The sequence below is a fragment of the Acinetobacter calcoaceticus genome (assembly GCF_900520355.1).
Taxonomy (GTDB): Bacteria; Pseudomonadota; Gammaproteobacteria; order Pseudomonadales; family Moraxellaceae; genus Acinetobacter; species Acinetobacter calcoaceticus_C.
In genome coordinates this window covers 1,286,193-1,310,614 of the sequence record NZ_LS999521.1, presented here as the reverse complement: position 1 = coordinate 1,310,614, position 24,422 = coordinate 1,286,193, and the positions used below count along the sequence as shown (strand labels likewise).

Here is a 24,422-nt window from a genome sequence, read left to right as displayed (position 1 = left end):
ATGTGCCACTTTACATTTGACGACACAGGCTTAACGATTAATGACAAAGGATATTTGAAATATTGCTAAAGAATACTCCCAGCAGTCATGCGTAGATTGGTACCATTAGAGTTTTTATTTTCATTTAAGCTAAAACTCACCGCCTCTTTTGCATGAATGGCAGTCGTATCAAATAAAGGAACCGAGAATTTAAGCTCACCAATCAACATACAAATTTCGGTACAACCCAAGATAATTCCTTCTGCGCCTTCAGCTATAAGCGCCTCTACAATAGTCTCGTATTTTTGCCTTGAATCTGGGTTTATTACACCTAAACAAAGTTCTTCATAAATAATACGATGTACTATCTTTCGGTCGGCTTCATTTGGAATCATCACGTCAATTCCATGCTCCTGTAGTCGAGCCTTATAAAAATCTTGCTCCATTGTAAAAGCTGTTCCCAACAGTGCGACTTTACCAATGTTTTGACTCACAATTTCTTTTGCTGTCGCATCAGCGATGTGTAAGAAAGGAACCGTAATAGCATCCTCAATCTGCGATGCAATTTTATGCATGGTGTTCGTACACACCAAAATACACTCTGCCCCTGCTTTTTCTAAATTTTGTGCTTGCTCAGCTAAATATGCGCCAGCTTCTTGCCATAAACCCTTCGCTTGTAAGGCTGCGATTTCTTCAAAATCCACACTATTAATAATGACCTTAGCAGAGTGCAATTTTCCTAATTTACCGTGAACCATTTTATTAATTTGTTGATAATAAAGCGCTGTAGATTCCCAACTCATTCCACCTAATAAACCAATTGTTTTCATTATTGAATCCTTCTATTTATTCAAAAGTTATCTATATCTCTTATGAGTAAAGCGCAGCTAGAATAAAATTGCTTTCTTTTAATTTCTATCTTATAAACCACATAAAATATGTTCTTAAACTTTATAGTCGATTAAAAAATAACATGGATATTGATATATTTAATGATAATTACGAATACATGGGTGTTGTTAATAAAAAATTAGCGCATCAATTGGGACTATGGCATAGGGTTTTTACTTGCCTTGTATACAACCCATCAACTCAATATGTTTATTTTCAGCTAAAAAATTCTGATAACTATACTTTCGACAGAAAAAGTTTTCTTGATATCTCTGTTGGTGGGCATTACGAGGCAGGTGAAACCATTGAAGATGGCATAAGAGAATGCCAAGAAGAATTAGGAATTGATGTGAGATTTAATCAATTAATTTCTATTGGAATTCGACAAACGGCTTGCCATATAGCAGAAAATTACATTGCAAATGAATTTCAACATATCTTTTTATTGCCTTTAAATATTGATTTATCCGAGCTCAAGCCGAAAGATAATGAGATAGTAGGATTTGTAGAAGCTCCAATAAATGATTGTATTGATTTACTTCAACAAAAAACAAATTCTATTCAAATAAAAAAGAGTATGAGAGTTAAAGAAAACTTATGGGAAATAAGTACCGATGTTATTACGTTAGAGAGTTTTCCTCCAAATTATCTAGCTCTTGATAAGATAATTGAAAGATTGCTCATCGCTGCTATGAGACAGATTTCTGGTGAAAACATAAACTATATTTATTGGTGAAATAAGGCTGAATTAATAAAGGAAGTTGCCTCTTGCTTATACATTTCATTGGTCCAGGTGGAGCTGGAAAAACAAGTCTTGCTAAACAATTTGCTATAGATTTCGGTGCTATTTATTATGATTTAGATGAGCACTTTATGCTTAAAATAGGAGATATTTCTCAATTTATAGCCAAATATAGTTATAAAGAATATGCTATTAAAAACATTGAGTTATATAGAAGTCTAATAACAACTATAAACCCTGATCTTATAAACATAATTGTATGTTCCTCAGGATTTATGACTTACCCTAATGAACTTATGGATAGTTATCATGAGATCAAAGCTCAGATTGAAGAAAGTTCTTTGACCTTTTTACTTTTACCTTCTTTCGAGCTTGAAATTTGCGTGAAGGAAATTGTAAGAAGACAACTACAAAGAGAATATTTAAATTGCTCTTCATGGAGTGAAGAAAAGAAAATTAGAAACAGATTTCCTTTATATATAAACTTAAAATGCCAAAGGTTTTTAACAAATGAAGAACCTTCAAAAATAGCATTTGAGCTATCCAAAAAAATCTTTATAGATAAAAATACTTTTCAAACCATTTAATAAGAACACTATGTTAGAGACAGATCGCTTAATTTTAAAACCATTCCTCGATAAAGACTTATCCATCATGATTGAGATGTTTCAAAACAAAGATTTTATGGCCTTTTCGCCTTACGGTGCTTTGTCTACTGAAGCTGCAACTCGTCGATTTTTAGAAATTTTAGAACATTATAAAAATTACAATTTTGGCAAAATGGCTATCATCTTAAAAGAAACACACAGAATTATTGGTTATTGTGGTTTTGAAACGTGTGAAGTTAATGGTCAAACGGAAGCTGAACTAGGTTTTAGGCTTATTAAAAGTGAACGAAATAAAGGCTATATTGTTGAAGCTTCACTTAAGTTACTAGAAGACATGAAAAATCGAAACTTTAAGCATGTTATCGCTTTCTCAGAAGAAAATAATTTGCCCGCCCACAACCTATTAAATAAACTCGGTTTTATAAAAGTGAATTCGTCTAACTTCTTAAATATGGATGTTATCTTTTTCAGGAAAGAACTGTAAATTTTTAAAGCATTATTTCAAAAATATTTTGAGAGAGATGATATCTAACCCTTTCTAAAAAACCAGCCTCTAAACGTCAATCTAAAAACATAAGAATTCACGCAAACTTCACGACCAGCTCTTTAATTTAATCTTATAAAGTTGGCTCGGATATAGACATGAAAATTATAACCACAGCCCTAGGGCTGATTACCTTGGTAGGTTTAACAGCGTGTAAAAGTGTGCCTAGCTACTCAGGTGACTACGGCAAAGCTGAACAAAAAATTAATGGAATAATATTAAATGACGAAGAGGCGTTAGATATCGGTAATCGTTTTGTTGCCGCATTTAATACACTTGGCACCCCTTCTTTTGTAAACAATGCAGGTAGTCTCTATGCTGATCAGCTTTATATTAACGACACACTCTCGCAGTTCTCTCAGAAAACAGATCTGATCAAACATTTTGAAGGCATGAATGCCAGAGTAAGTAATGTCACTGTAAAACTCATTAGTGCAACTCACCATCAAGATACAGCCTATATCCATTGGTACATGACCTATGACTTTAAAATGTTAGGTCGTTCAAAAACCATGGCTTCTTATGGAATTAGTCAAATTAAGATTAATGATCAGCAAAAAATTATTTTCCAGCAAGATTATTGGGATCCGGCGAATGGTCTCTACCGTTCTTTACCAATCTTTGGAGGAGTCTATAAATGGATATTGCCGTTCAAAAAAGTCGAGTCTTAATATTTCTGGGAATCTTGATCGTATCTCAAGCGAATGCGGCTGAACTGAAAAAATGCAGTTCAGCACCTTTAATGGTCACGAGTAAAAAGGTGGGAAATGTCAGTTACTTTGCTGAAGATTGCTTAAAAAATTGGCAGAGTCAAAGCATCAAAATGGACTTTAGCTATAACCTCGATATTCCCGAGTGGGCATTTAAGCGCGCAGCAACCCATTATTTAAAGAAAAATATTAGTGGATTTGATGCAAAATCTCCGCTTAATCATATTAATGAACTTTATAGACCCATCAAAAATGGAGACTTATATAGTTTGTATTACCAGCAAGAAAATCAAAAACTGGAACTAAAATTAAACCAGAAGCTACTCGGTTCTTTAAACAATCCGAATGCAAATCAATATTTTAAAATCTGGTTTGGTAGCGAACCATTTAATGCTAAATTGAAACAACAATTATTAAATTAATGGCTTAATAAAATCTTATGGGTAATCATTTTATCCTCATGGTTGAGGACCATTTTGAACTTGCAGCAACCGTCTGCGAATTTCTTGAAGTGCATGGTTATATCATCGATCATGCGCGTAATTTAGATGCTGCACGGACTTTTCTCAAATCGCAGCATTATCATCTTTTGCTGCTCGATATAAACTTACCGGACGGCTCAGGTTATGACCTATGTAACTGGCTCCGCACCGAACAAGGTGTTGATATTCCTGTCCTTATGCTGACAGCAAGAGATACTTTAGATGACAAACTTAAAGGCTTTACCGCTGGAACAGATGATTATTTGGTTAAACCCTTTGATTTTAATGAATTAGTGATGCGGATTCGTGCATTAATTAAAAGAGCAGCTGGCGAAGTTACTCACCATAAAATTCAGATTCATGACTTAATTCTTGATAGCGCAACCCAAACAGTTATTCGTGCCGGAAATAATATCGAATTGCCGCCTATTCAATTTAAATTATTAAAAATTTTGATGCGTCAATCTCCAAAAGTGGTGACCAAACAAGAACTGATGATGGAGTTATGGGGCGATGAAGAACCTGAAAGTGATGCATTACGCAGTCACATATATAACTTAAGAAAAATGGTTGATAAACCTTTTGACCCTAAGCTATTACATACAGTGGCAGGCGTCGGTTTAAAAATTGCTTTAGACAGTTCTGTAAGTTAGCTCAAATAGACCACAACAATTAAACCTGTTGCCTGTTCTAAGTCCAACTCAGGATGAGTAGCTAAATAGTACTGCCGATCAAACAACTCCACTCGCCATCCTAATTGTTTGCAAAGCTTTTGCACCAATTGCAAACCAATTCCATGGCCTTTAACTTTTAAAGAAAGTTGGGAGTCACTGAGCTCTTGTACTTTCACATCATTAGGTAGAGAAATTCCAATTCCATTATCAGCAATAATTAGGCTGTTTTTTTGTTGAATAATATCGATTTGTGAGCCTTGAGAATAGTTCAATGCATTACGTAAAATATTGCTTAAAACCATTTTAGTCATAGAGGGATATAACCAGCGCGGCTGTTCAGAAAGGTCGGGTTGAATATGAATATGAATTCCCTTACTCTCACTCACTGCTTGTAAACTTTCGACTAGATCCTTCACAATTCTAGATAAAAAATTCTTCTCAGACGGTAAGCTTTTTACTGTATTACGTGCAATCGCCAGTAAGGTATCGACTAATAACTGCATATCCTCAATCGTATTATGAAGACGAACTAAGGCTTTATCCTCTCCATATTTCGCCTGACAAAGTTGCACATTACCCTTTAAAATCGTAAGCGGAGTGCGTAATTCATGGCTCACATCTCCCGTAAATTCCCTTTCGCGTCGAATAAAATCACTTAAAACTTGATGATATTTTTCTAAGGCTTGCTTGAGATATTCTGCTTCCATGTTGCCATTGGTATTAATATCTCTAAAAGGAGATGCTTGGGTATCTTGATGTGCCCAATCGATATTTTCTAAAGCATTTGCCAAGCGTGTAATTGGGGAAAAATAGCGTCTGGCTTTTCGATTTGACCACCATAAAAAGCTATATAGCACAGACAAACTAAACATGAGCGGAGCCAGCCCAAATAGCCAGATCAGCTTATTGACATTGCTCTCGCCAAATACCAACAGAACATGCTGACCATTACGCTCACCATAGACCGTCATACGCTCTTTACCATCAACAAAGATTCGATGTACCCCACTCTCTAAATGCATGCCCCGAAATGGTTGAGGTGCAATCTCTGTATTCCACCGATATCCATATAAATTTTTCGTATCCGGTAAATCTGCATTTGGGTCACGATCTATACGTAACCAGTAATGCTCCATTTCCTGCTCTAAAGCGGTTTTAAGTAAAGAGCCTTTAATGACCCATGCACTACAAGCCAACCCGACCACGATCGATAATGCAATCAGACCAATCTGCAACCAATAATATCGATTGAACATTTTGGCTAATGGATGACTAGATTTGCCATCATGTCGAGTTCTTATCATATCTTTATCGCCGGGATAGGCTGTAGAAATTACAATGCTCTCTTTTTAAATAAAAAGTGACCAATGACCCATTCTTGTCCTTGCTCAAAACCAAACAGCTCAGCACAAGCCATGAAAAAAATACGCCAACGTTGCCACCAAATATTGGCATCTTTTCCATAGATTTTTTTAAACAGAGGCTTCAATTCAACTTCTTGATTATCCATATTATCAAGCCAAGCATTTGCGGTTCTCATATAGTGCTCACCCGACCACTGCCACTGTTGAGCCAATTCTAAATGCTCTTGAAAATGTAAAAAAGTTGACGTCGCAGGCATTAAACCACCAGTAAAGAAATACTTGGACATCCAATCATAATCTGATTTTACTTCAAAAGGATAATGTAAAAAGCGATGGCAAAAAATATGACACCAAAGTAGCCCATCTGCCTTCAACCATCCCTGAATTTTCTCAAAAAGACGTTGATAGTTACGAACGTGTTCAAACATTTCAACCGATACAACCCGATCAAACTGATCTTGGTCTAATTCGAGCACATTCACATCACATGTGAGCACTTCAAGATTCGTTAAACCCTTCAACTTTGCTTGCCCAAGAATATGCTTTTTCTGGGTTGCAGAGTTTGAAACAGCAGTAATCTGTGAGCGCGGATAGTTTTCTGCCATCCATAATGTTAGAGAACCCCATCCACAGCCTAGCTCTAAAATATGTTGGCCGTTTTTAAGTTGTGCTCTTTCACAGTAAAGCTGAAGTGCGAGCTCTTCTGCTTGATCTAAAGTTGTTGTTTTAGTCGGAAAATAGCAAGCACTATATTTGAGTCTTTTTCCAAGCACTGCCTGAAAAAACTCAGTCGGCAATTCATAGTGCTGCTCATTTGCCTTGTCCGTTTCAACGGCGATTTCGCTCCGTTTCAGCATATTAAGCACATCCATATACCGCTGTGCCCCTTGTTCAGGGTCATAACGCCCTTCTTGAATTAAGCGCTTTTTGCTTAAAGCACGGATTGCTGCCCGAATTGCATGATCTGGAATCACACCACTTTCAACAATTTTTAAAGACTGATGAACAATAAAATCCATATGCGCACCTATTTTTTGGGTTTTCGCGGAATAAACATTGATGTTTTTTGTTGATAATCAAGATAATTTTGACCGCGGCTTTTAATTGCTTGTTTTTCACTAAATGGAATACCCGTGACGTAGTATAAAAATAGCCACATCAGTAACGGATAAATCCACAATAAATACTGGCCCGCAGCTAAACCAATGATTGGATAGGCAAACCAGTGTAACCATTCAAAAAAATAATTTGGGTGACGTGAATAACGCCATAAACCCTGATCCATCGTTTTGCCATGATGTTCTGGATTTAATTTAAATCGGTATAACTGCTGATCAGAGAGCTGCTCTCCAATAAAGGCAATCACCATGATGACAGCAGCAATCACTAAAGCGATTTTATATCCGCCACTCCATGTAGTTGCCTCTACATTGAGTAGCGTCCACATCGGAAAAAAGAACAAAAGCACCAAAAAGGTTTGAAAGATAAAAAATAATAAAAAGCCAACGTGCTGGAACTTACCCATGGCTTGACGCATGTTCGCGTAACGACCATCTTCTCTTTGTTCGGATTGATAACGTCTTAACAGGTGCCAAAATAGTCTTAAAAACCATAAGCTGCTAAAAATACCGACAAAAAGTCGCACTTCAACTGGAGCTACTGAAATGAGTAAAGAAGACACAATAATGTTTACTGCCAGACAGCAGCTCCATGCGGCATCTACAATTCCAGCTCGACCATTTGCAGTGGCAAGTAGCCAGCTCAGCAACATGATCATTAAATCTAGAATCAGTAAATTCCAAAACATGAGCAGTCTCCTTGCTTGATGTGTTCGAGTTAGTAATTGCTACTTTCAAACAACAAGTGAACATTGCTTATCACGCCTTCTTTAAAACCACCCTCGCAATAACATAAATAGAAATCCCACATGCGAATGAAGTTTTCATCGAAACCCAGAGCCAATACTTCCTCCCGTGCGATTAAAAACCGTGCTCGCCAGTGATGAATTGTTTTTGCATAACTTAAACCGATGTCATTTAAATGCTTTAGCCTTAAACCACTTTCAGAGGCGGTTTGAGTCAATACACTCACGCTAGGAATAAAGCTACCAGGAAAAATATAACGCTTAATATAATCGACTGTATTTAATGCTTTTTTATAACGAAAATCTTCAATGGTAATGGCTTGAATAAATGCCAAACCTTTCGGTTTTAACAGCGCTTTGCACTGATCAAAATATGTTGATAAATATTGCGCGCCAACGGCCTCAACCATTTCAATTGAAACTAACTTATCGAACTTTCCTTCGAGCAAGCGATAGTCTTTTAATTGCACATCAATTCGATGTGCCAACCCAGCTTCACTTACACGAGTAACGGCTTCATCGTATTGAGCTTGTGAAATGGTAATGGTGGTCACTCTACAGCCATAATGTTGGGCTGCATAAATGGCAAAACCGCCCCAACCGCTTCCAATTTCAACCAAATGATCCATTGGTTTTAAATCTAACTTTTTACAGATGAGCTCTTTTTTAAAATCAGATGCGTCTTCGAGTGACATGTTTTCACTTTCAAAAACGGCGCTCGAATACATTAACGACGGGTCTAAAAATAATTTAAAAAAGTCATTACTTAAGTCATAGTGCTCAGCAATATTTTTACGGCTCCCGCTTATAGAGTTTTTTCTATTTTTATACCAACCCTTCAGAAAAAACTGGCTCGCCTGTGCAATAACATTCTGGTTAAACTGGTCTAATACATCTCGATTACGTGCCAATATCTGAACCAACTCTACAAGTTGTTCGCTGCTCCAATCACCACGGATATAGCCTTCAGCTGCTCCTAAAACACCATTTTTTAAAATGAGATCCATCAGCAAAGGATTGCGAACTTCAATCACAGCATGTAAGTCTGAAACCTCGCCAACCGTACCACTCCACGCGCCCTGAAAAGTGATCTGTCCATGACGTAGTTTGAGAAGACTCTTGAGCAGTAACGGTAGTGAGTCATCTTCACCATAAAGAAATGTTTTTATCATGTCTTATCTACCTTGATCTTTTTAGGATGACGATAAAATGGAACTTTTTTTCGCCACAACTTAAATGCTTCTAAATATATTGAAAACAACATTTTAAAAGGGGCTAGGCTGTTCATAAGAGCATATCGATACTGCTGTGAAGGAAATGTGATGGGCACAAGTTCAAACCGCATAGTTGCATCAAACACTTGTTTTTGTTCTTCAAAGAGCTGCATGTGAATGACATTTTGCTGGTCTGAAAAACTAAATCGCCAGCGGTAAGTCAACTGCATGGGCATAAACGGCGAAACATGAAATGATTTTTCAAAATGAAAATCGAAACTCTGATAATCACTCATATTTCTTTGTTGTTTTGAGCAGTCATGTATATAAACTTTTCGTTCATTCCATGGGGTATTAGTAATTTCACTGACAATAAATACGGGTTTTCCGGCTTTATTTAAAACAAAATAAAATACGACCGAATTAAACCGAAAACCCAAACAACGAGGTAAAGCCAATACTCTGATTTGCCAGTCTGGTCTAATATGTAAGTTGTTATTTTGCAGTATCGCTTTTTCTACTTTTTCCTTTATAGACCCGTGATACATATTTAAAAAATCATTTTTGGATAGTTCTAAGACATTCCAATGATTGGTTGACCAAAGTGAGCAATCTTTTGCAATCTCATTTAATTGATCTGGATCGAACCATAAGTAATTTAAGGTCGATGTGAATTGATGCTGTTTGGGGCTATAGCGTCGGTGACGAATAAGTGTAGGAGCTATAGCAAGTTTATTTAATAACATTTGAAAAGCTCCTTACCTATTTCTATAAGTGTAAAATTTGCTCTACAACACGTGCTGCACTGCGGGCACCATCTTCATGGAACCCCCAGCCCCAATACGCTCCACAAAATGAAGTTCTGTTTTGTCCGTTAATTTCTTGCCAACGAGATTGAGTTTGAATCGCTTTAGTATCAAACACAGGATGACGATATTGGCGTTCAACCAAGATGTCTTCGGCTTTAATTTTCATATTCGGATTTAAAGTAGAAAAAACTTGAGTATTGCAGGGTAAATTCTGCAAATTATTCATCCAGTAGGTAAAACCATAATGTATGTCGGACTCATTGCTTTGAACTTGCGATGTTGGCGTTACATGTACATGCCAACTTGCCCACTGCAAACGACTTTTAGGCATAATTGAAGTGTCACGGTGAACCACCATGTGATTATCTTGATAGCTAAATTGACTTAGTATTTCTCGTTCAAGCGATGAAGCATCGTTAATTAAACTTAGGCTATCGTCGGCATGGCTTGCGAAAATCACCCAGTCATATTCTGCTTGCCCTTCAGTTGTTTCGATAAACACAGTTTCTTGTGAACGGCTCACACCTTTTACTTCTGCAAATTTCCACTCAATGGATGGACAGTTTTGTTGAATAGCATGTATATAACTTGCTGAACCGTGTTTGACTGTTTGCCATTGTGGCCGCTCTTTTAGCTGTAGCATGCGGTGATGCTGAAAAAAGCTCACGACAAATCGATATGGGATCTGACCTACCTGCTCAACCGGAGCCGACCATAATGCCCCACACATCGGATAAAGATGCTCATAACGGAACTCATGGCTATATTTGTGTAGGTCTAAATAGCCTTCAATAGATAAATTAGGGTCAAAATCTGCTACATCAATATTTTTATTATCATCATAAAAACGCAGCAAATCTGAGAGCATTTGTAGAAATTTACGGTTTAGAAAGTTCTGCGGACGGGCAAAGAGCGACCATTTTTTTGAGGGGTTATATTGAAGCCCACTGACCAGATTATTCACCGAAAAACTCATGTCACTGCTTTGAGTTTCAACTCCCAAATTTTTAAGCATGTCGGTAAATAACGGATAGTTGTAGTCATTAAACACAATAAAACCACTATCTACCGCAACTTTAGCGCCCTCTATATCCAGCTCATGAGAGTCAGTATGACCACCTAAATAGCTATTTTTTTCATATACGGTAACTTGATGTTGTTTTGACAATTTCCATGCAGCATAAAGTCCCGATATACCCGAACCCACAATGGCAATCTTCATAACACTTCCCCATTTTCAATTTTTTCTATCGGTAGATCTTTAATCTTTTTATATTGATAGACCTTCGCTGGTACTGGCTTTAGTCCCCACACCAAACCAAATAAAGACATCAGTTTGAGCACATAAAAGGTGATATCAATCTGCCACCAATAAAAACCTTGACGCACACTACCCGCGTAAAAGTGATGGTTGTTGTGCCATCCCTCACCTAAGGTAATTAAAGAAAGTAAAAAGTTATTACGGCTGTCATCTGGGGTATTAAACTCTCGTGAACCATAACGATGTGCGAGTGAGTTAATACATAAGGTTGCATGCGTTAAGAGAACGGTAGAAACCACAAATCCCCACACCAAAAGCTGTAAGCCATTAGTTCCCAACTCAGGGAAATGTTGCGCAAGCCACGAACCAAAACCATAAATTGCCAAAGCTGTAAAAATCACAATAGGCAAACTAAATCGGTCAAGCCAAATCAGCTCAGGATATTTCAACCAGTCTTTAATCACTTTTTTTCGAATAGCAAAATTCTGCTCATTCAAAAACCAGCCTACATGGGAATACCAAAAGCCTGCTTTCGCTGAATGTGGGTCCTGATTGGTGTCGGTAAAATAATGATGATAACGGTGATGTGCTGCCCACCATAACGGCCCACGCTGTGCACTCATGGTTCCGATCAGTATAAAAATGAACTGGACAATACGTGATGTTTGAAAAGTTTTATGTGAAAGATAACGGTGAAAAAAAGCTGTAATTGCAAACATGCGTAGAAAATAAAACCCCAGCATGAAGACAACTGCAAACCAAGATACCCCCACCCAAAACACAGCTAAACAAGCGATATGCAATAAAATAAAAGGAATTATTCTTAACCATTGAATTTTCTTTTCAAGGACATATTCGCTAGAAGTACCCACTTGCGCATTTTCTGAATCTGACCAGCTATCGATCCAGCGCAGAAAAAATTTAGACATTGATTCTTCCTGATCTAAAGCATTTCTTTTGGTTCTAATTTAGAAAATGCGCAATGAATTTTATGTGAAGTTCACTCGATTAAGAGATAAATATAAGAATCTTCCTAATCAGTAGCTTCGCTATTTAGACTGTATTGTCTTAACGAGTTTAGAAACGTCGTAGCCATAGCTTTTTGCGGTTTGCAGATAAGACTGATATGTCACCTCATCAATTTGAGGACTACGAGAAAGAATCCATAAATATTTCTGGCTTGGACCACCGACTAAAGCGACCTGATAATCTTGGTCAACTCTTAAAACCCAATAATCGCCTTTTGTAAAAGGAATCCATCTTAGACCAGAAGGCAAAAAGCTCACTTTTAATTTACTGTTGCCCTCATTTTGCGAATAGGCCACACCTTCAGATGAAATCATTTTGCCATCTTTGTTGGTACAACTATTTAAAACACCAACGGTTTTGTCTGCGTTAATGGAATAGTTTGCAGTTGTATTGGCTACACAATTACGCTGAAAAAACATAGGTAAATGTGCAATCTCATACCACTTACCTGCGTATTTATTAATATCGATAGACTCAACAGCCACTGGTTTCGTATTTGTGTCGGCAAAGGTGCTCAAAGGAAGCATTAAGCTAACCGCTGCAAGACTGCTGCTCATGACAAGTGACTTAAATAATAATTTCATAACGACCCTCTTCTATTTATTTCATATGTTTAAACATACGCCAGAGGGTTGTGAACAAAGTGTGAATTTTAAAGATTAAGGAACATTAATAAGGATTTAATTGTATTTCTTTGGAACATCTGCAATTGGAAAATTAAGCTCAAAACATACCCCTTCGAGCGTGTTATAGACCCGATATAGGCCATGATGTAGATCCATAATTGAAGCGACAATCGATAAACCTAAGCCACCTGTCTGGTTCTCATCACTTCGACTTGAGTGGCATTGGTAGAATCTTTCAAAAAGATGCTCAATTTGATGTTCAGCAATTGAAATACCACCTGTTATTACAGTCAGGCTCACCCATTGCGTATGCTCAGTCATTTTATGTCTAGTGGCGATATAAATAGATCGCTTATCACCACCATGTACGAGCGCATTTAAAACAAGGTTGTAGACTGCTCTTTGAAATAACTCTGGATCTGCAAATAACTTCTGGGCTTCTAAGTTGAAACTAAAATGACACTCTTGTTCCTCGGCCTGATATTCAAAAATCTGGCATAGCCCATCTATAACATCTTGGACGTTTATTTCTTGTTTGTTTACAAGAACCATTTTCTGATCGGCTCTTGCCAAGAAAAGCATGCTATCAATCATGCGTTTTAATCTGTGGTAATCATCTAAATGAGACACCAACAAATCTTCATATTGCTCAACTGAGCGTTCGCCAGTTAAAGCAATTTCAGTTTGCCCAATCAGATTATTTAAAGGTGTACGGAACTCATGAGCAATATCTTCAGAAAAACGGTTGAGCTGGGTATAGCCCTTTTCAATACGCTCAAGCATGTGATTTATATCTTTTGAAAGCAGCTCAACTTCTAAAGGTGAATTTAAGAGATTTAATCTTTTCTGGAGCTGATTTACGTTAATAGAGTGTGTTTGCTTGCGAAGCTGTTGTAGCGACCTTAAACCCAGATGACACGCTAAAATACAAAGCACAAAGATTGCAAATACACCTCCTATCACATACATCAAAAGGTTCTTTTGAAAAGGTAAAATAATATTAATCCGCTCAGACCATTGTTTACCTGCAATGAGCTGATAAGGCTCGTTATTAATTTTTATGGTTTTCCACGCAATTCGCGTTGGATATTCATTGCTAGCTAAGTCTTGGAATTGGAGACTTGTACGCTCTGCAAATTGAGGTAACTGAATATGGAGCGGATTGATATTAATTAAGGTTTTATCTTTATGAATGAGCAGAAACAAATTGTCTTGGTTGCCGAGCATGTTTTGATAAAGCTTAGGCCGCGCAATGATTTGCTCTACATTTTCGCTATCTTGTAGCAAAATTTCCAAGCGATTAATTCTGTCTGCTAAAGCTTTATCTTGCTGCTTTAATAAAATTTGGTTAATACCTAAATAGGTCATAAAGCCGACTGAACATAAAATTAAGGCAGAACAGAGCGTGACCAGTAATGTAATACGGACTTCAAGCGAACGTAGAAATTTAAAGTTCATAAGCTAACCGAAATTTTATAGCCCAAGCCACGGATGGTATGAATAAGCTTTAATTCATACCCTTCATCAATTTTGCTTCGTAAACGGCGTACTGCCACATCAATAAAATTAGTATCGGTATCAAAGTTAATATTCCAGACTTCGGAACCAATTTGTCTGCGCGTCACGATTTGCTCTTTGTTGAGTAACAGGTAACGCAACAAATTAAATTCAGTTTTGCTCAGCTCAATCAGGTTTCCATTACGCCATACTTTATGACTGACCAAGTCCATTTTTAAATCACTAATAGACAGTTCATTTTCCTGCAAATATTGTTGTCTTCTTAATAGGCTTTTAATACGCGCTAATAGTTCAATATAAGAAAAGGGTTTAGCCAAGTAATCATCCGCACCCAATTCCAAACCTTTGACTCTATCCATCACCTGATCTTTTGCCGTTAAGAAAATAACCGGAATTTTGGAGAACTGGCGCAGTACTTGTAATACGCTCCAGCCGTCTATGTCAGGCAACATCACGTCAAGAATAAGCAAGTCATATTGATCTCTCTTTAGCATTTCTAAACCTTGAAGCCCTAAATGAACACACTCCGCTTGATATCCAGATTCTTTTAATCCTTTAACCAAATAAGTGGCGATTTTGATTTCGTCTTCAATAACAAGGATACGCATTTTGTAGAGACTCTTTTGAAAGATGACAACTTTGTAATGTGATTGTCATGCTTGGAATTATTCAATTTGTTTAAGATTTTCAAAGCGACATAGAGGCAATCATCATGAACAAATTGAACTGGCTGATGCTAACAGCCGCGGTATTGGGTAATAGTACTTTTGCACAGCCCCCTGCTTTGAATCAAGTCTATTCATTAGATCTTAAAACTGCACGAATGCTAGCCGACAGTGCTAAAGAGGCATGCAAAAAACTAAATCAAAACATTGCAGTCGTTATTGTTGACCGTGGTGGTAACACTTTAACTGCTGAACGGCATGAGTTAGTTGGTCCACATAATTTAATCGCTGCCGAGAAAAAGGCCTATACGGCGCTATCTACCAAAACTTCGACCTTGGTTTTAAGCCAAAACAGTAACCAAAACCCCGATGCAAAAAATTTAACCACACTGGCAAATTTACTGTTGTTAGGAGGTGGCATACCTGTTCGTTTTGAGAACCAAGTGATCGGGGCGATTGGCGTTGCGGGTGCTGGTGGTGCTCAAAATGACAATCTATGTGCAAGTAAAGCCATTGAAACCATTTTTCATTCATAAGGATTCATCATGTCTAAATCATTTATTGCCTTATCTTCTTTATTTATTGCTTCGGCTACATTTGCACAGAGTAATCCACTCAGTGTGCATGTTTTAAATTTAGAAACTGGTTTGCCATCTTCTCAGGTTGAAGTGGTTTTAGAAAAAAACACAAATAACCAGTGGATTAAACTTAACCAACAAGTGACCGACTCAAATGGCCGTATTAGTGCACTCTATCCAGAAAATAAAAAACTAGAGCAAGGTGTTTATAAAGTTACCTTTAAAACTGAAGACTGGTTTAAAAAGAACAAACAACAAACTTTTTTTGCAGAAGTACCTGTGATTTTTAAAGTAGATGGAAGTGTAAATCACTACCATATTCCGTTACTACTCAGCCCTTATGGTTATTCAACCTATCGAGGCAATTAAAATAAAAAACCCCTTTATCTGTTTTGCACAAATAAAGGGGTTGGTTAAAAGCGAGACGTTTTACGAACAAACACCATTGCTAATAACCGCTTTTTTGTTTGAATCTAGCGCCACGATCGAAGAAGAAACAATATTAATAATTTGGCTCATGGCCTCACTTGAAGCACTTACAATGGCTTCCATTTTTTTAGCTTTTTGATCAATCGGCTGTTTAAAAGCAATTCTACAATTGAGCTGAGCTCCTCTATTAGTGATTACTTTTGCATTAGTTGACTCTAATTGAGTTGGAGGTATCTGACGCTTCACAACCCAAGACACAGCAATATTAATATTGTTGTGATCTATAATATCAAAATGAGAAAAGTCTGTAGAAACTCGATATAACGGTTGATTGTTTCCAGCAAGCCCACTGCTATAACTGTCAATTGCCCCTAGTTTTTGCTGTAGACCCGCAGACAAAGTATCGCGTAATTGCGTACCCATGGTCGATGTCCAACGCTCATTGTTTAGCACCGTAGACTTGCCGCTACTGTCTTGTAGCACCAAAGGTGCACGGTCTAATCGGTCTGGAATCCCGACTGGCAATACTTCAATCACCTGCACAGTTGAGCTGGTGACCGGAGTAACTTTAGGGGACATCGTATAATAGTTTGGCGTTGGCGAACTCGAACATGCTGTCATGGCAACTGCCGTTAAAAACAAGCCACTCCCAAGCAGCCATTTGGCTGCTTTAGGAAGTTGAAAAGATAGATGGTTTTTATTTTTCATCATCGGTCTCTGGTGTCTTACCACGAATAATTGATTCAGGGTGTTGTTCAATATAGTCTGACATTAACTGTAAAGAGGCAGCAGCACGGGTCATTTGCTGTAATGCTTTACGTACGTCTTGTTGTAACGGCGCATCGCTCGACAAAATAGACTCAGATGATCTTACAGTTTTACGAACATCGTCTAAGGTTGCTTGTAAACCAGGTGCAACTTTACCATCTAACTGTTTAACCAGTTTGTCGGTAGACTCAATGGCTGTGTTCATATTGTTAAGCGTTTTACGCACATCTTGCCCAATTTCAACTAACGGGAATTTCGTTAATTTGTCTGCAATTTGAGAAACTTGTGCTTGTAAGCCACTCAGTTCAGTTGGTGTAGTTGGAATCACCACACGGTTATCACCTAAGATTTGTAATGTGGCTGGTTTGGCTTTAGGGAACCTGTCTAGCGCAATATAGTTTTGACCCGTTAGAAGGTTTCCGGTTCTCATTTGAGCACGCCATCCATGCTCAACAAAATCTTTAAAAATTTCACTGTTTGGATTAAGCGCCTGACCATTTTCAACACGTGAAGGATAAATGACCGCCTCAACACGCATACGAATCTGTTTATAGTGGTCATAAAACTCGGCATTTATTGATTTAACATTACCAATTTCAATACCCATGAAATCAATTGGTGCACCGACCGTAAGCCCACGCAATGAATGATCAAAATACATAATCACACCACGAGCTTGACCATCCGGTTCTTTTAATGCATCAGATTTTGAGTCCCAAAGATTAAAGCGACTCTGATTCGCTGCCATCGTAGCATGTGAGCCTTCAGGGAATCCAAAAGCAATACCCCCTGCGACAATACTTGCCAGAGATTGAGTATCTAAATTAAAGCCTGAAGCGTTTAAGGTCACATCAATCCCACTTGCCTGCCAAAAACGTGCATCGGTGGTTACAAACTTGTCATACGGCGCGCGGATAAACGTTTGTAGTTCAACATTCTTGCCATCATTAGATAATTTATAGGCAGTAATTTGCCCTACATTAATTCGACGATAATAAATTGGAGAACCTATATCTAACGAACCAAGATCATCTGCATTTAAGAAAAATACTTTTCCGGGAACGTCTGAGGATATGACTGGCGGCACTTCTAATCCAGTAAATTCAAACTTATCCTCTTCTGATTTTCCCCCATCCACTTCAATATATGAACCTGACAATAAGGTGTCTATTCCTGAAACCCCACTCGTCCCAATACGCGGTCGCACCACCCAAAATCGTGAATCTTTCGCTGCAAAATTACTCGCACCTTTGCGCAAATCAATTCTGGCAATAACGTGTGAACGGTCATCTGAAAGATCAATCTGCCGTACTACACCAATATCCACCTGTTTATAGCGAACTGTGGTTTTACCAGCGACTAGCCCTTCGGCTGTCCGAAAAGACACATCAATTGTAGGGCCATGAGACAATAGCGCTTTTACAGCTAATGAAAGCGCGATTAAAAGAGCAATTAATGGAATGAGCCAGATTAATAAAGGCTTCCATCGACTTTTCTTTTCTTGGGGTTCTGGCAAATCATTCATGCTATCCAGTTCAACATCTGTATCACGATGATCTGAGTTACCAGTGGTTATTTCATTTTCAGACATACTCATTGTTCTTTTATTGACTGGGATTAATAGAATCATTATTCAACGGCGGATGTTCTGCCTGAATAATTGTTGTTTTTTCAGAAGCAACAGAAGACGGTTTGTTTGTATTCTGAGATGTGTAGAAGTTATCCCAAATAATACGTGGGTCAAAACTTAAAGATGCGAACATGGTTAACACCACAACCGCACCAAAAGCAATCGAACCCGGCCCAGCTAAAATTGTAGCCAGCGATTGAATCTGAATGAGGGCTGTTAAAAGTGCCACCACAAAAACATCAATCATTGACCAGCGTCCGATAAACTCGACAATTCGATATAATTTAACGCATTGCTCGGGTAAAAATTTCCAACCTGCCGATTTCTGTAGATATACCGCAAATAATAAAAAATACAAAATCAGTAGCTTTAACATTGGAATAAAAATACTAGCCATGAAAATGACCACTGAAACCAAATAGTCTCCACTTTGCCAAAAGTAAATTACCCCACTCATGATCGTATCTTGCTGACTACCTAAAAGTGAGTCAGTCACCGTCATTGGAAGTACATTGGCTGGAATATAAAGGATGGTTGCAGCCACTACCAAAGCAAAGGTTCGGTTTAAACTCGCTGGTTTACGTGAATGCAGCACGCTATTACACCGAATACAACGTAAAACTTGATGGCTTTTATTTCGTCGTCTTTTTTCATTTTGAGCAGAATTTACGACCCCACAGCAATGGCACACAATTAATGAGAGATCTTTGGCTCGTGGATACGGCTTAAGTACCGATCCGTGTTGCGGACTTTTTGCTTGGGTCACATTTTTTATTGTTTTCATGGCAGTGACCTATCAATTTCGTTCCATATATCACTCACCTTCATCGAAGTAATATAGACCAACAATATGCTTAAGACTGCGAATGCCCACAAAGCAATCTCGGGAATCACCAATACCATTCCCACTAACTTTACAAGTGTGACCAAAATTCCGATTAAGAACACCTCAACCATTCCCCACACTCTCATAAAAAAAAGTGTGCGCAATGCCATCACCAAAAACGTTGGCCTTTTCTTCAATACACTCACTGTACCCAACACATAGGTAAGTAACAAAAGATAAGAAAGCGGCACAATAAAAGTAGTGATTAAGATGAGTAAGCCCACGAAAGCCCGATCATAATGAAACATCACCCACACCGCACCAAGTAAGGTGGTTTCAGAGGTATTTCCCTGTAATTCAATTTTTACGATAGGAAAGCTATTGGCAATAATAAATACGATTAAGGCAGTTAAAATCAAAGCTAACAATGTTGAAAAAGGTTTGGTGTGCCGATAGAGTTCAGCACCGCAGCATACGCAATAAGCTCTTTTTCCATAAGCAAGCGGGGTTCTACGATAGACTGTATCGCACTCCTCACAACCTGCTAATTCATTAAGCCGCATAGTTATACTCTGAAATTTATAATTTTTACTGTGTCAGAACTGCTTGCTACAACGCTTGCATAGAATTCTACTTCTTAGCAATGTGCCAAACTAATCTCATTTCTTCAAGAGAAAATTAAATACGATTTTTTCGATTTACTTTATTAAATTATATAAATAAGAGAAAAGACATAAAAAAGCGCCTTAAATAAGGAGCTTTTCATTTGTTGATTCTTAATTAACCATGGTTAAAAAATAGTTTAATAATCTATCTCGGTCATCTAGCTGATTTTCTCCTAAAAGTTGAACCATAGCGCCATCAATCACAAATAAAAACAGGTGAGCATCTTCAATTGAGGCCGTAACTTTTAGTGTTAAAAGTAGTTTATAAATTTCATCAATGAGCCAATTTCGATAGTCAATTACGACCTTATAGGCGGTTGGATAAAGCTTTTCAATTTCAAAAATTGCTTTAAAGGGCAAATGGTAAAAGCCCTCTAAATCTGCATGTAAATAGAAAATTTTCTTGAGCTTATCGAACAACATGAGTTCACGATATGAATGGATAATTGAAAATACCTCGTCTTTTAATGCATCTTTTTGAAAAGTTAGGCTCATCTCGATGAGCTTTTCTTTAGAGTGAAAATCATTATAAAAAGTGGATTTTGAAATTCTGGCTTCAGCAATAATTCGGTCGACACCGACCTTATGAAAGCCATGTTGATTAAATAGGTCTCTTGCCGCGTGGAGCACTCTTAATGCTCTGAATGAAGATTCTAAATTTGGCATAAACATTCTGCTCAAAGATAATTTTTTGTTGTATATAAAAGAGATAGAAATGCCTTCACTCTTAAAATGAGTGCTAAAAACAGGCATGCGAAAGCTGCACACAAAGGATGCGCTAACCTATCTCAAGCTTTATTGTTGATATGATTTTTTAGTCGTAACGATCTAAAGGCTAAACCTATAAATGTTTAAACCGTTTTAAAGACCAGTTGAGCGGTATGGATAGAGAGAGCTTGGCAAAGGCCAAAAAATAACAAGAAATAGTACGCATGGCGGACTCCTAGATGAAATAGAAGTTCTACCGAATTACTGTCAAATAATTATGGTGGCAGAACGAAGGTGGGTTGACAGACCAGTCATCTAGGAACCGGCACGCACAAGGCGTCCCACCTCCGTCCTACCGCTACGAAGGCAGGACGAACGAGTTCGTCACCAAAAAATTACTTTCTTGGTGCCCTAGATGAAAAACAGCCTGTCAAAGCCGGCTGGCGATGTAGGCCAGCAGGCAAAGGATAGTGCTCAACCCTATTACAGTCAAGCACACAGAATGACATCTGTTTTAAAATAGATCATTAAAAAGTAAGGATAAATAATTAAAATCTATTGTTAAATTGGGTTTATAAATCAGATATTTTCCCAATTCGCTTAAAGCCGTAGATAAAGATTAAGCTTTAAAGTGATTTTATCTTCGGTCTATATATTCAAGATAACCTCTGCCAACCAATGCCTGATCATAGAATTCACCTTGCCATACATATGAAGAAACAAAACCAGCAGCCAATCCAAAACAATATGGAGTGTCTACATGTGCTGAAATATTTAAAACCTTTTGATTCTTGTGATAAGCAACCCAGCGAAAAGTATTTGGTACATTCATTGAAAAATTATCGGGAGTAATCTGCGGTTCTTGTTGAAGACTCGTTACTTCAAAAAGTATATCTCCATTGTATTGAATTGATGTTCCATCAATATGACGATAGTAAACAGAAGTCAAAATGGGTTGGTCTTCATAGCAAATAAAAGCCAGCAATAACTGCTGTTCGTGGTCAATATTAATAACTTGATAGCTAAAGACTTTTACAGGAAGTTGAATATTCTCAACTAACCATTTGTTTTTGAGCATTGAGGTAGCTACAGCTTTCCAAGACTCCAACGTGCAAAGTCCTTGAACGGTTTCACTATTTCCCTTTTGTTTGATATGACCTTCATATTGCATGAGCACACTAAAGTGCTTATACAGGCCACTATAGGCAAACCATGAAATAGCTTTTGTGGGCTTTAAATAAAGTTCTAGCTCTAAATCTTCTCTTTTAGTAATGAGTAAGAATCCATCACCTTGCTCATGCATGATAGTTTGATTATCAAAATTAATCGCAAAAGGATTTTGGCTAAATTTAATATCATCTTTAATTGAATATGTTCTGTAAGCTTCAGAAGTTGTCGATAAGGCTGTTCCATGCACTAACGAAGCTGTATCCCCTTTTCCATCCTTAGACATTTGATAGTTGGTATCTGTAATCGTAAATCCTACATAACCTAAAACTGAAGCCCAAGATAAGTATCGGAATGGTTCAGGTAAGTCAGGTACCATGATCCCGTAATGTGTGCTCCCAAAGCGTTTATAAAGAGTATGAGGAGTAAGTTCAAACTCTTTTGGCAATACCGATTGCCGCTCTGGTGTAACAGCTCCTAACAATGACCCTGAAAGTTTAGCAACTTTTTGATTGGCTTTGTCCTTAAGACTCTTCGGTAATCTATGGCTTGAGATTAGCATTTTTAAGATCCTTTATTTTAATTTGCTCAAAAACAGAGTTCCATATTAGAACTTGATAAATTGCAATTGAATGTTAATAAGGGACATCTTGAGGAAATTAAAAAATCTATTATTAAAAATAAAAAACTTTCAAATAGAATACATTAAGAGAATTTTATTCAAATTCAGGGTATAAGAAATCATACCTACCTGTTTTTATCCTATAAATAATACTATCTGGTGGTATAACACTCCCAATTTCTGCAAATTTGTTTTCCCCTTCTAATTTTCCTACATATTGCTGTGGCTCATTAACTTTCCAAATCCACCAATTATTAGATATTTTTGTTTTTGGACTATCGCTGCTACTACGAAATAACACATCAATACTTCTAACGTCGGGCATGTTCCCAACTTTTTTCCAGAAACCTAATTTAATACCAAAAACAGTTATACAATGTGCATAGAAATCTACCTCATCATTAATAATTTCAAATAAATCGAGATGAGTATTTTCAGAATATTCTTTTTTAAACACTCGAATTACATCACTATTTAATTGAGTTAAATCCAAAGCTACTAATTGAAAGTATTTTTTACACTCACTATCGACTTTAACAGCAAATACATCTCCTATCTTTGTATTTTTTCTTTTCATTTTTGCCCCTAAATTTTAGATATATTACGTGTTAATTATTTTCCTTGACTTCATAGTATATCAAGATTGATCAAAAGTCCTAAGTTAGCTGATTTCATCCATATAGCTTGAACAAATAAATAAACCTAAAGATAATAGGTCAAACCTAATCTAAAGAAAATTTTAAACTCTTAAAGTACTTTTCATGAAAAATATTAATATCTTCAAATTTATAAACCTTATTCTCGCTCTTTTATGGTTTTATCAAGGTCTCGTTCCTAAATTTCTTTTTCTTAATTCTGATGAAATTTTTGTATGGCAATGGGTGGGATTGTCTTTAGAACATGCAAAACTTGCAGGCCACACAACTGGTATAGCCGAAATAATTTTTGGTTTATGTTTTCTCTTTACTGCGCATAAATATATTCACTATTTAAGTATTTTGGGTTTGCTTGGACTGCTTCTTTTAATTGGTTTTTTAATACCCTCTACCCTGATCTTGCCCTACAACCCTATCGTAATGAATCTTTCGATGATAAGTTTATCTATTGTCTATCTCATCTTATTAAGTGAGCAAAATTAACTTACAGCCATTCATGTAACTATTTTTAAAGATTTTATATAGAGAGTGCAATGAGTTTACCCAAAACTGAAGTTTGCAGTGTGGTCATTACAGGCAGCACAAAAGGTATAGGTTTAGCCCTTGCCCATGCTTTTTTAGATCTTGGATGTTCTGTTGTCATTGCTGGACGTAACCCAGAGCATCTTAAGCAGGCTCTTTCTCATTTAGAAACTCATTTCAATAAAGAAAAATTCATTGGCTTGTGTTGCGATGTAACTCAAATTTCTGATGTGCAAACCCTATGGGATGGTGCAATTGAGCATTTTGGGTACGTGAATGTCTGGGTGAATAATGCAGGAAGCTGCCACCCAACCAAAGACTTTGTTGACCTTCAGCCAGAAGAGTTAAACGCGGCTGTTTCAACCAATATTTTAGGCACGATGTTGGGCTCACAAGTGGCCTTAAAGGGAATGCTTAAACAAGGTTATGGTCAAATCTTTAATATGGAAGGTTGGGGAAGCAACGGCGAATGGAGTGCAGGCATGACGCCTTATGCAACCACAAAACGGGCCGTAAGTTATTTCAGTAAAGCGCTTTATAAAGAGACAAAATCGACGCCCATTTTAACTGGCACACTCAGCCCAGGCATGGTTGCAACAGACCTGTTAGTTTCTTCTTGGACCAATGGCAACATCCAAAACTGGAAAAAGATGAAACGGTTATTTTTCTTTGTGATTGACCCGCCAGAAATTGTTTGTGCGTATTTAGCAAAACAAATTATTCAAAATAAAAAAACCAACCGACGCATCGCTTGGATCACGCCGTGGAAGCTTTTTCTTAGATTTTTGCAACCTTATTACTGGCGTAGAAACCCAGTTAAAGGCACAGCTTTAGAGCATTTGTAGTCGGGCTTATAATGTGACTAAAAATC

Annotated in this window: 28 protein-coding genes; 10 read left to right on the top strand and 18 right to left on the bottom strand. The window is 37.4% G+C overall.

Going from position 1 to position 24,422, the window contains the following annotated elements:
- Nucleotides 1-65: 65 nt before the first annotated feature.
- Nucleotides 66-809 (bottom strand): aspartate/glutamate racemase family protein, encoded by a 744-nt coding sequence (locus AC2117_RS06230; protein WP_133972674.1) that lies wholly within the window; start codon nucleotides 807-809, stop codon nucleotides 66-68.
- Between the two features lie 143 nt (nucleotides 810-952).
- Here AC2117_RS06230 and AC2117_RS06225 point away from each other — a divergent pair, with 143 nt between their 5' ends.
- From AC2117_RS06225 to AC2117_RS06200, 6 genes are all read left to right on the top strand, one after another.
- A complete protein-coding gene (locus tag AC2117_RS06225; protein ID WP_133972672.1) occupies nucleotides 953-1,606 on the top strand; it encodes an NUDIX hydrolase in 654 nt (217 codons plus the stop codon).
- A 32-nt stretch (nucleotides 1,607-1,638) separates the two neighbouring features.
- Nucleotides 1,639-2,199: a shikimate kinase gene (locus AC2117_RS06220; protein WP_133972670.1), complete on the top strand. Its 561-nt coding sequence runs from the start codon at nucleotides 1,639-1,641 to the stop codon at nucleotides 2,197-2,199.
- Between the two features lie 10 nt (nucleotides 2,200-2,209).
- Entirely contained in the window at nucleotides 2,210-2,704 is a 495-nt protein-coding gene (locus AC2117_RS06215) for a GNAT family N-acetyltransferase (protein ID WP_133972668.1), read from the top strand.
- A 158-nt stretch (nucleotides 2,705-2,862) separates the two neighbouring features.
- Entirely contained in the window at nucleotides 2,863-3,435 is a 573-nt protein-coding gene (locus tag AC2117_RS06210) for a nuclear transport factor 2 family protein (protein ID WP_227549232.1), read from the top strand.
- A complete protein-coding gene (locus tag AC2117_RS06205; RefSeq protein WP_133972666.1) occupies nucleotides 3,402-3,896 on the top strand; it encodes a chalcone isomerase family protein in 495 nt (164 codons plus the stop codon). Before AC2117_RS06210 ends, AC2117_RS06205 begins: the two co-directional genes overlap by 34 nt.
- 17 nt (nucleotides 3,897-3,913) lie before the next feature.
- A complete protein-coding gene (locus AC2117_RS06200) occupies nucleotides 3,914-4,609 on the top strand; it encodes a response regulator transcription factor (protein WP_133972664.1) in 696 nt (231 codons plus the stop codon).
- Here AC2117_RS06200 and AC2117_RS06195 read toward each other — a convergent pair.
- The 10 genes from AC2117_RS06195 to AC2117_RS06150 all read right to left on the bottom strand — a co-directional run bounded on the left by AC2117_RS06195 (nucleotide 4,606) and on the right by AC2117_RS06150 (nucleotide 14,923).
- The gene (locus AC2117_RS06195; RefSeq protein ID WP_133972662.1) at nucleotides 4,606-5,934 is read right to left on the bottom strand and encodes a sensor histidine kinase; all 1,329 of its coding nucleotides are present in this window, start codon (nucleotides 5,932-5,934) and stop codon (nucleotides 4,606-4,608) included. The two genes, AC2117_RS06200 and AC2117_RS06195, sit on opposite strands and share 4 nt — an antisense overlap.
- 29 nt (nucleotides 5,935-5,963) lie before the next feature.
- Nucleotides 5,964-7,013 (bottom strand): SAM-dependent methyltransferase, encoded by a 1,050-nt coding sequence (locus AC2117_RS06190; protein ID WP_133972660.1) that lies wholly within the window; start codon nucleotides 7,011-7,013, stop codon nucleotides 5,964-5,966.
- Nucleotides 7,014-7,021: 8 nt separating this feature from the next.
- Nucleotides 7,022-7,801, bottom strand: a complete 780-nt coding sequence (locus tag AC2117_RS06185) for a DUF1295 domain-containing protein (protein WP_133972658.1) — start codon at nucleotides 7,799-7,801, stop codon at nucleotides 7,022-7,024.
- A gap of 29 nt (nucleotides 7,802-7,830) precedes the next feature.
- Nucleotides 7,831-9,030, bottom strand: coding sequence for an SAM-dependent methyltransferase (locus AC2117_RS06180; protein ID WP_133972656.1), 1,200 nt, complete (start codon nucleotides 9,028-9,030; stop codon nucleotides 7,831-7,833).
- Nucleotides 9,027-9,818 (bottom strand): DUF1365 domain-containing protein, encoded by a 792-nt coding sequence (locus AC2117_RS06175; protein ID WP_133972654.1) that lies wholly within the window; start codon nucleotides 9,816-9,818, stop codon nucleotides 9,027-9,029. The genes AC2117_RS06180 and AC2117_RS06175 overlap by 4 nt, the downstream gene beginning before the upstream one ends.
- 22 nt (nucleotides 9,819-9,840) lie before the next feature.
- Nucleotides 9,841-11,103, bottom strand: a complete 1,263-nt coding sequence (locus AC2117_RS06170; protein WP_133972651.1) for an NAD(P)/FAD-dependent oxidoreductase — start codon at nucleotides 11,101-11,103, stop codon at nucleotides 9,841-9,843.
- Entirely contained in the window at nucleotides 11,100-12,071 is a 972-nt protein-coding gene (locus tag AC2117_RS06165; protein WP_133972649.1) for an acyl-CoA desaturase, read from the bottom strand. The genes AC2117_RS06170 and AC2117_RS06165 overlap by 4 nt, the downstream gene beginning before the upstream one ends.
- Nucleotides 12,072-12,191: 120 nt before the next feature.
- A complete protein-coding gene (locus AC2117_RS06160) occupies nucleotides 12,192-12,755 on the bottom strand; it encodes a lipocalin family protein (RefSeq protein ID WP_133972647.1) in 564 nt (187 codons plus the stop codon).
- Nucleotides 12,756-12,851: 96 nt separating this feature from the next.
- The gene (locus AC2117_RS06155; protein WP_133972645.1) at nucleotides 12,852-14,255 is read right to left on the bottom strand and encodes a heavy metal sensor histidine kinase; all 1,404 of its coding nucleotides are present in this window, start codon (nucleotides 14,253-14,255) and stop codon (nucleotides 12,852-12,854) included.
- Nucleotides 14,252-14,923 carry a heavy metal response regulator transcription factor gene (locus tag AC2117_RS06150; RefSeq protein ID WP_133972644.1) on the bottom strand — a complete coding sequence of 224 codons (672 nt, stop codon included), beginning with the start codon at nucleotides 14,921-14,923 and terminating at the stop codon, nucleotides 14,252-14,254. The genes AC2117_RS06155 and AC2117_RS06150 overlap by 4 nt, the downstream gene beginning before the upstream one ends.
- 125 nt (nucleotides 14,924-15,048) lie before the next feature.
- Here AC2117_RS06150 and AC2117_RS06145 point away from each other — a divergent pair, with 125 nt between their 5' ends.
- Together AC2117_RS06145 and uraH are read left to right on the top strand one after the other, a co-directional pair.
- Nucleotides 15,049-15,516 (top strand): GlcG/HbpS family heme-binding protein, encoded by a 468-nt coding sequence (locus tag AC2117_RS06145; protein WP_133976222.1) that lies wholly within the window; start codon nucleotides 15,049-15,051, stop codon nucleotides 15,514-15,516.
- Between the two features lie 9 nt (nucleotides 15,517-15,525).
- Nucleotides 15,526-15,927: a hydroxyisourate hydrolase gene (gene uraH / locus AC2117_RS06140; RefSeq protein WP_133972642.1), complete on the top strand. Its 402-nt coding sequence runs from the start codon at nucleotides 15,526-15,528 to the stop codon at nucleotides 15,925-15,927.
- 60 nt (nucleotides 15,928-15,987) lie between these two features.
- On the opposite strand, the gene AC2117_RS06135 is transcribed toward uraH, so the two are convergent.
- From AC2117_RS06135 to AC2117_RS06100, 7 genes are all read right to left on the bottom strand, one after another.
- Nucleotides 15,988-16,695 carry a membrane integrity-associated transporter subunit PqiC gene (locus AC2117_RS06135; RefSeq protein WP_197731017.1) on the bottom strand — a complete coding sequence of 236 codons (708 nt, stop codon included), beginning with the start codon at nucleotides 16,693-16,695 and terminating at the stop codon, nucleotides 15,988-15,990.
- Nucleotides 16,685-18,352, bottom strand: coding sequence for an intermembrane transport protein PqiB (locus AC2117_RS06130; RefSeq protein WP_133972640.1), 1,668 nt, complete (start codon nucleotides 18,350-18,352; stop codon nucleotides 16,685-16,687). Before AC2117_RS06130 ends, AC2117_RS06135 begins: the two co-directional genes overlap by 11 nt.
- A 7-nt stretch (nucleotides 18,353-18,359) precedes the next feature.
- Complete coding sequence (locus AC2117_RS06125; protein ID WP_133972638.1) at nucleotides 18,360-19,169, bottom strand: paraquat-inducible protein A; 810 nt, start codon at nucleotides 19,167-19,169, stop codon at nucleotides 18,360-18,362.
- Nucleotides 19,166-19,774: a paraquat-inducible protein A gene (locus AC2117_RS06120; protein ID WP_133972636.1), complete on the bottom strand. Its 609-nt coding sequence runs from the start codon at nucleotides 19,772-19,774 to the stop codon at nucleotides 19,166-19,168. The genes AC2117_RS06125 and AC2117_RS06120 overlap by 4 nt, the downstream gene beginning before the upstream one ends.
- A 213-nt stretch (nucleotides 19,775-19,987) precedes the next feature.
- Nucleotides 19,988-20,542, bottom strand: coding sequence for a TetR/AcrR family transcriptional regulator (locus tag AC2117_RS06115; RefSeq protein WP_133972634.1), 555 nt, complete (start codon nucleotides 20,540-20,542; stop codon nucleotides 19,988-19,990).
- A gap of 679 nt (nucleotides 20,543-21,221) precedes the next feature.
- Complete coding sequence (locus tag AC2117_RS06105) at nucleotides 21,222-22,313, bottom strand: DUF6670 family protein (RefSeq protein WP_133972632.1); 1,092 nt, start codon at nucleotides 22,311-22,313, stop codon at nucleotides 21,222-21,224.
- A 154-nt stretch (nucleotides 22,314-22,467) separates the two neighbouring features.
- On the bottom strand, nucleotides 22,468-22,950 hold the full coding sequence (locus AC2117_RS06100) for a hypothetical protein (protein WP_133972630.1): 483 nt from the start codon (nucleotides 22,948-22,950) through the stop codon (nucleotides 22,468-22,470).
- A 184-nt stretch (nucleotides 22,951-23,134) separates the two neighbouring features.
- Here AC2117_RS06100 and AC2117_RS06095 point away from each other — a divergent pair, with 184 nt between their 5' ends.
- Together AC2117_RS06095 and AC2117_RS06090 are read left to right on the top strand one after the other, a co-directional pair.
- Nucleotides 23,135-23,512 (top strand): DoxX-like family protein, encoded by a 378-nt coding sequence (locus tag AC2117_RS06095; protein ID WP_133972628.1) that lies wholly within the window; start codon nucleotides 23,135-23,137, stop codon nucleotides 23,510-23,512.
- Nucleotides 23,513-23,562: 50 nt separating this feature from the next.
- Nucleotides 23,563-24,396: an SDR family NAD(P)-dependent oxidoreductase gene (locus tag AC2117_RS06090; protein ID WP_133972626.1), complete on the top strand. Its 834-nt coding sequence runs from the start codon at nucleotides 23,563-23,565 to the stop codon at nucleotides 24,394-24,396.
- The last annotated feature ends 26 nt before the right edge of the window (nucleotides 24,397-24,422 follow it).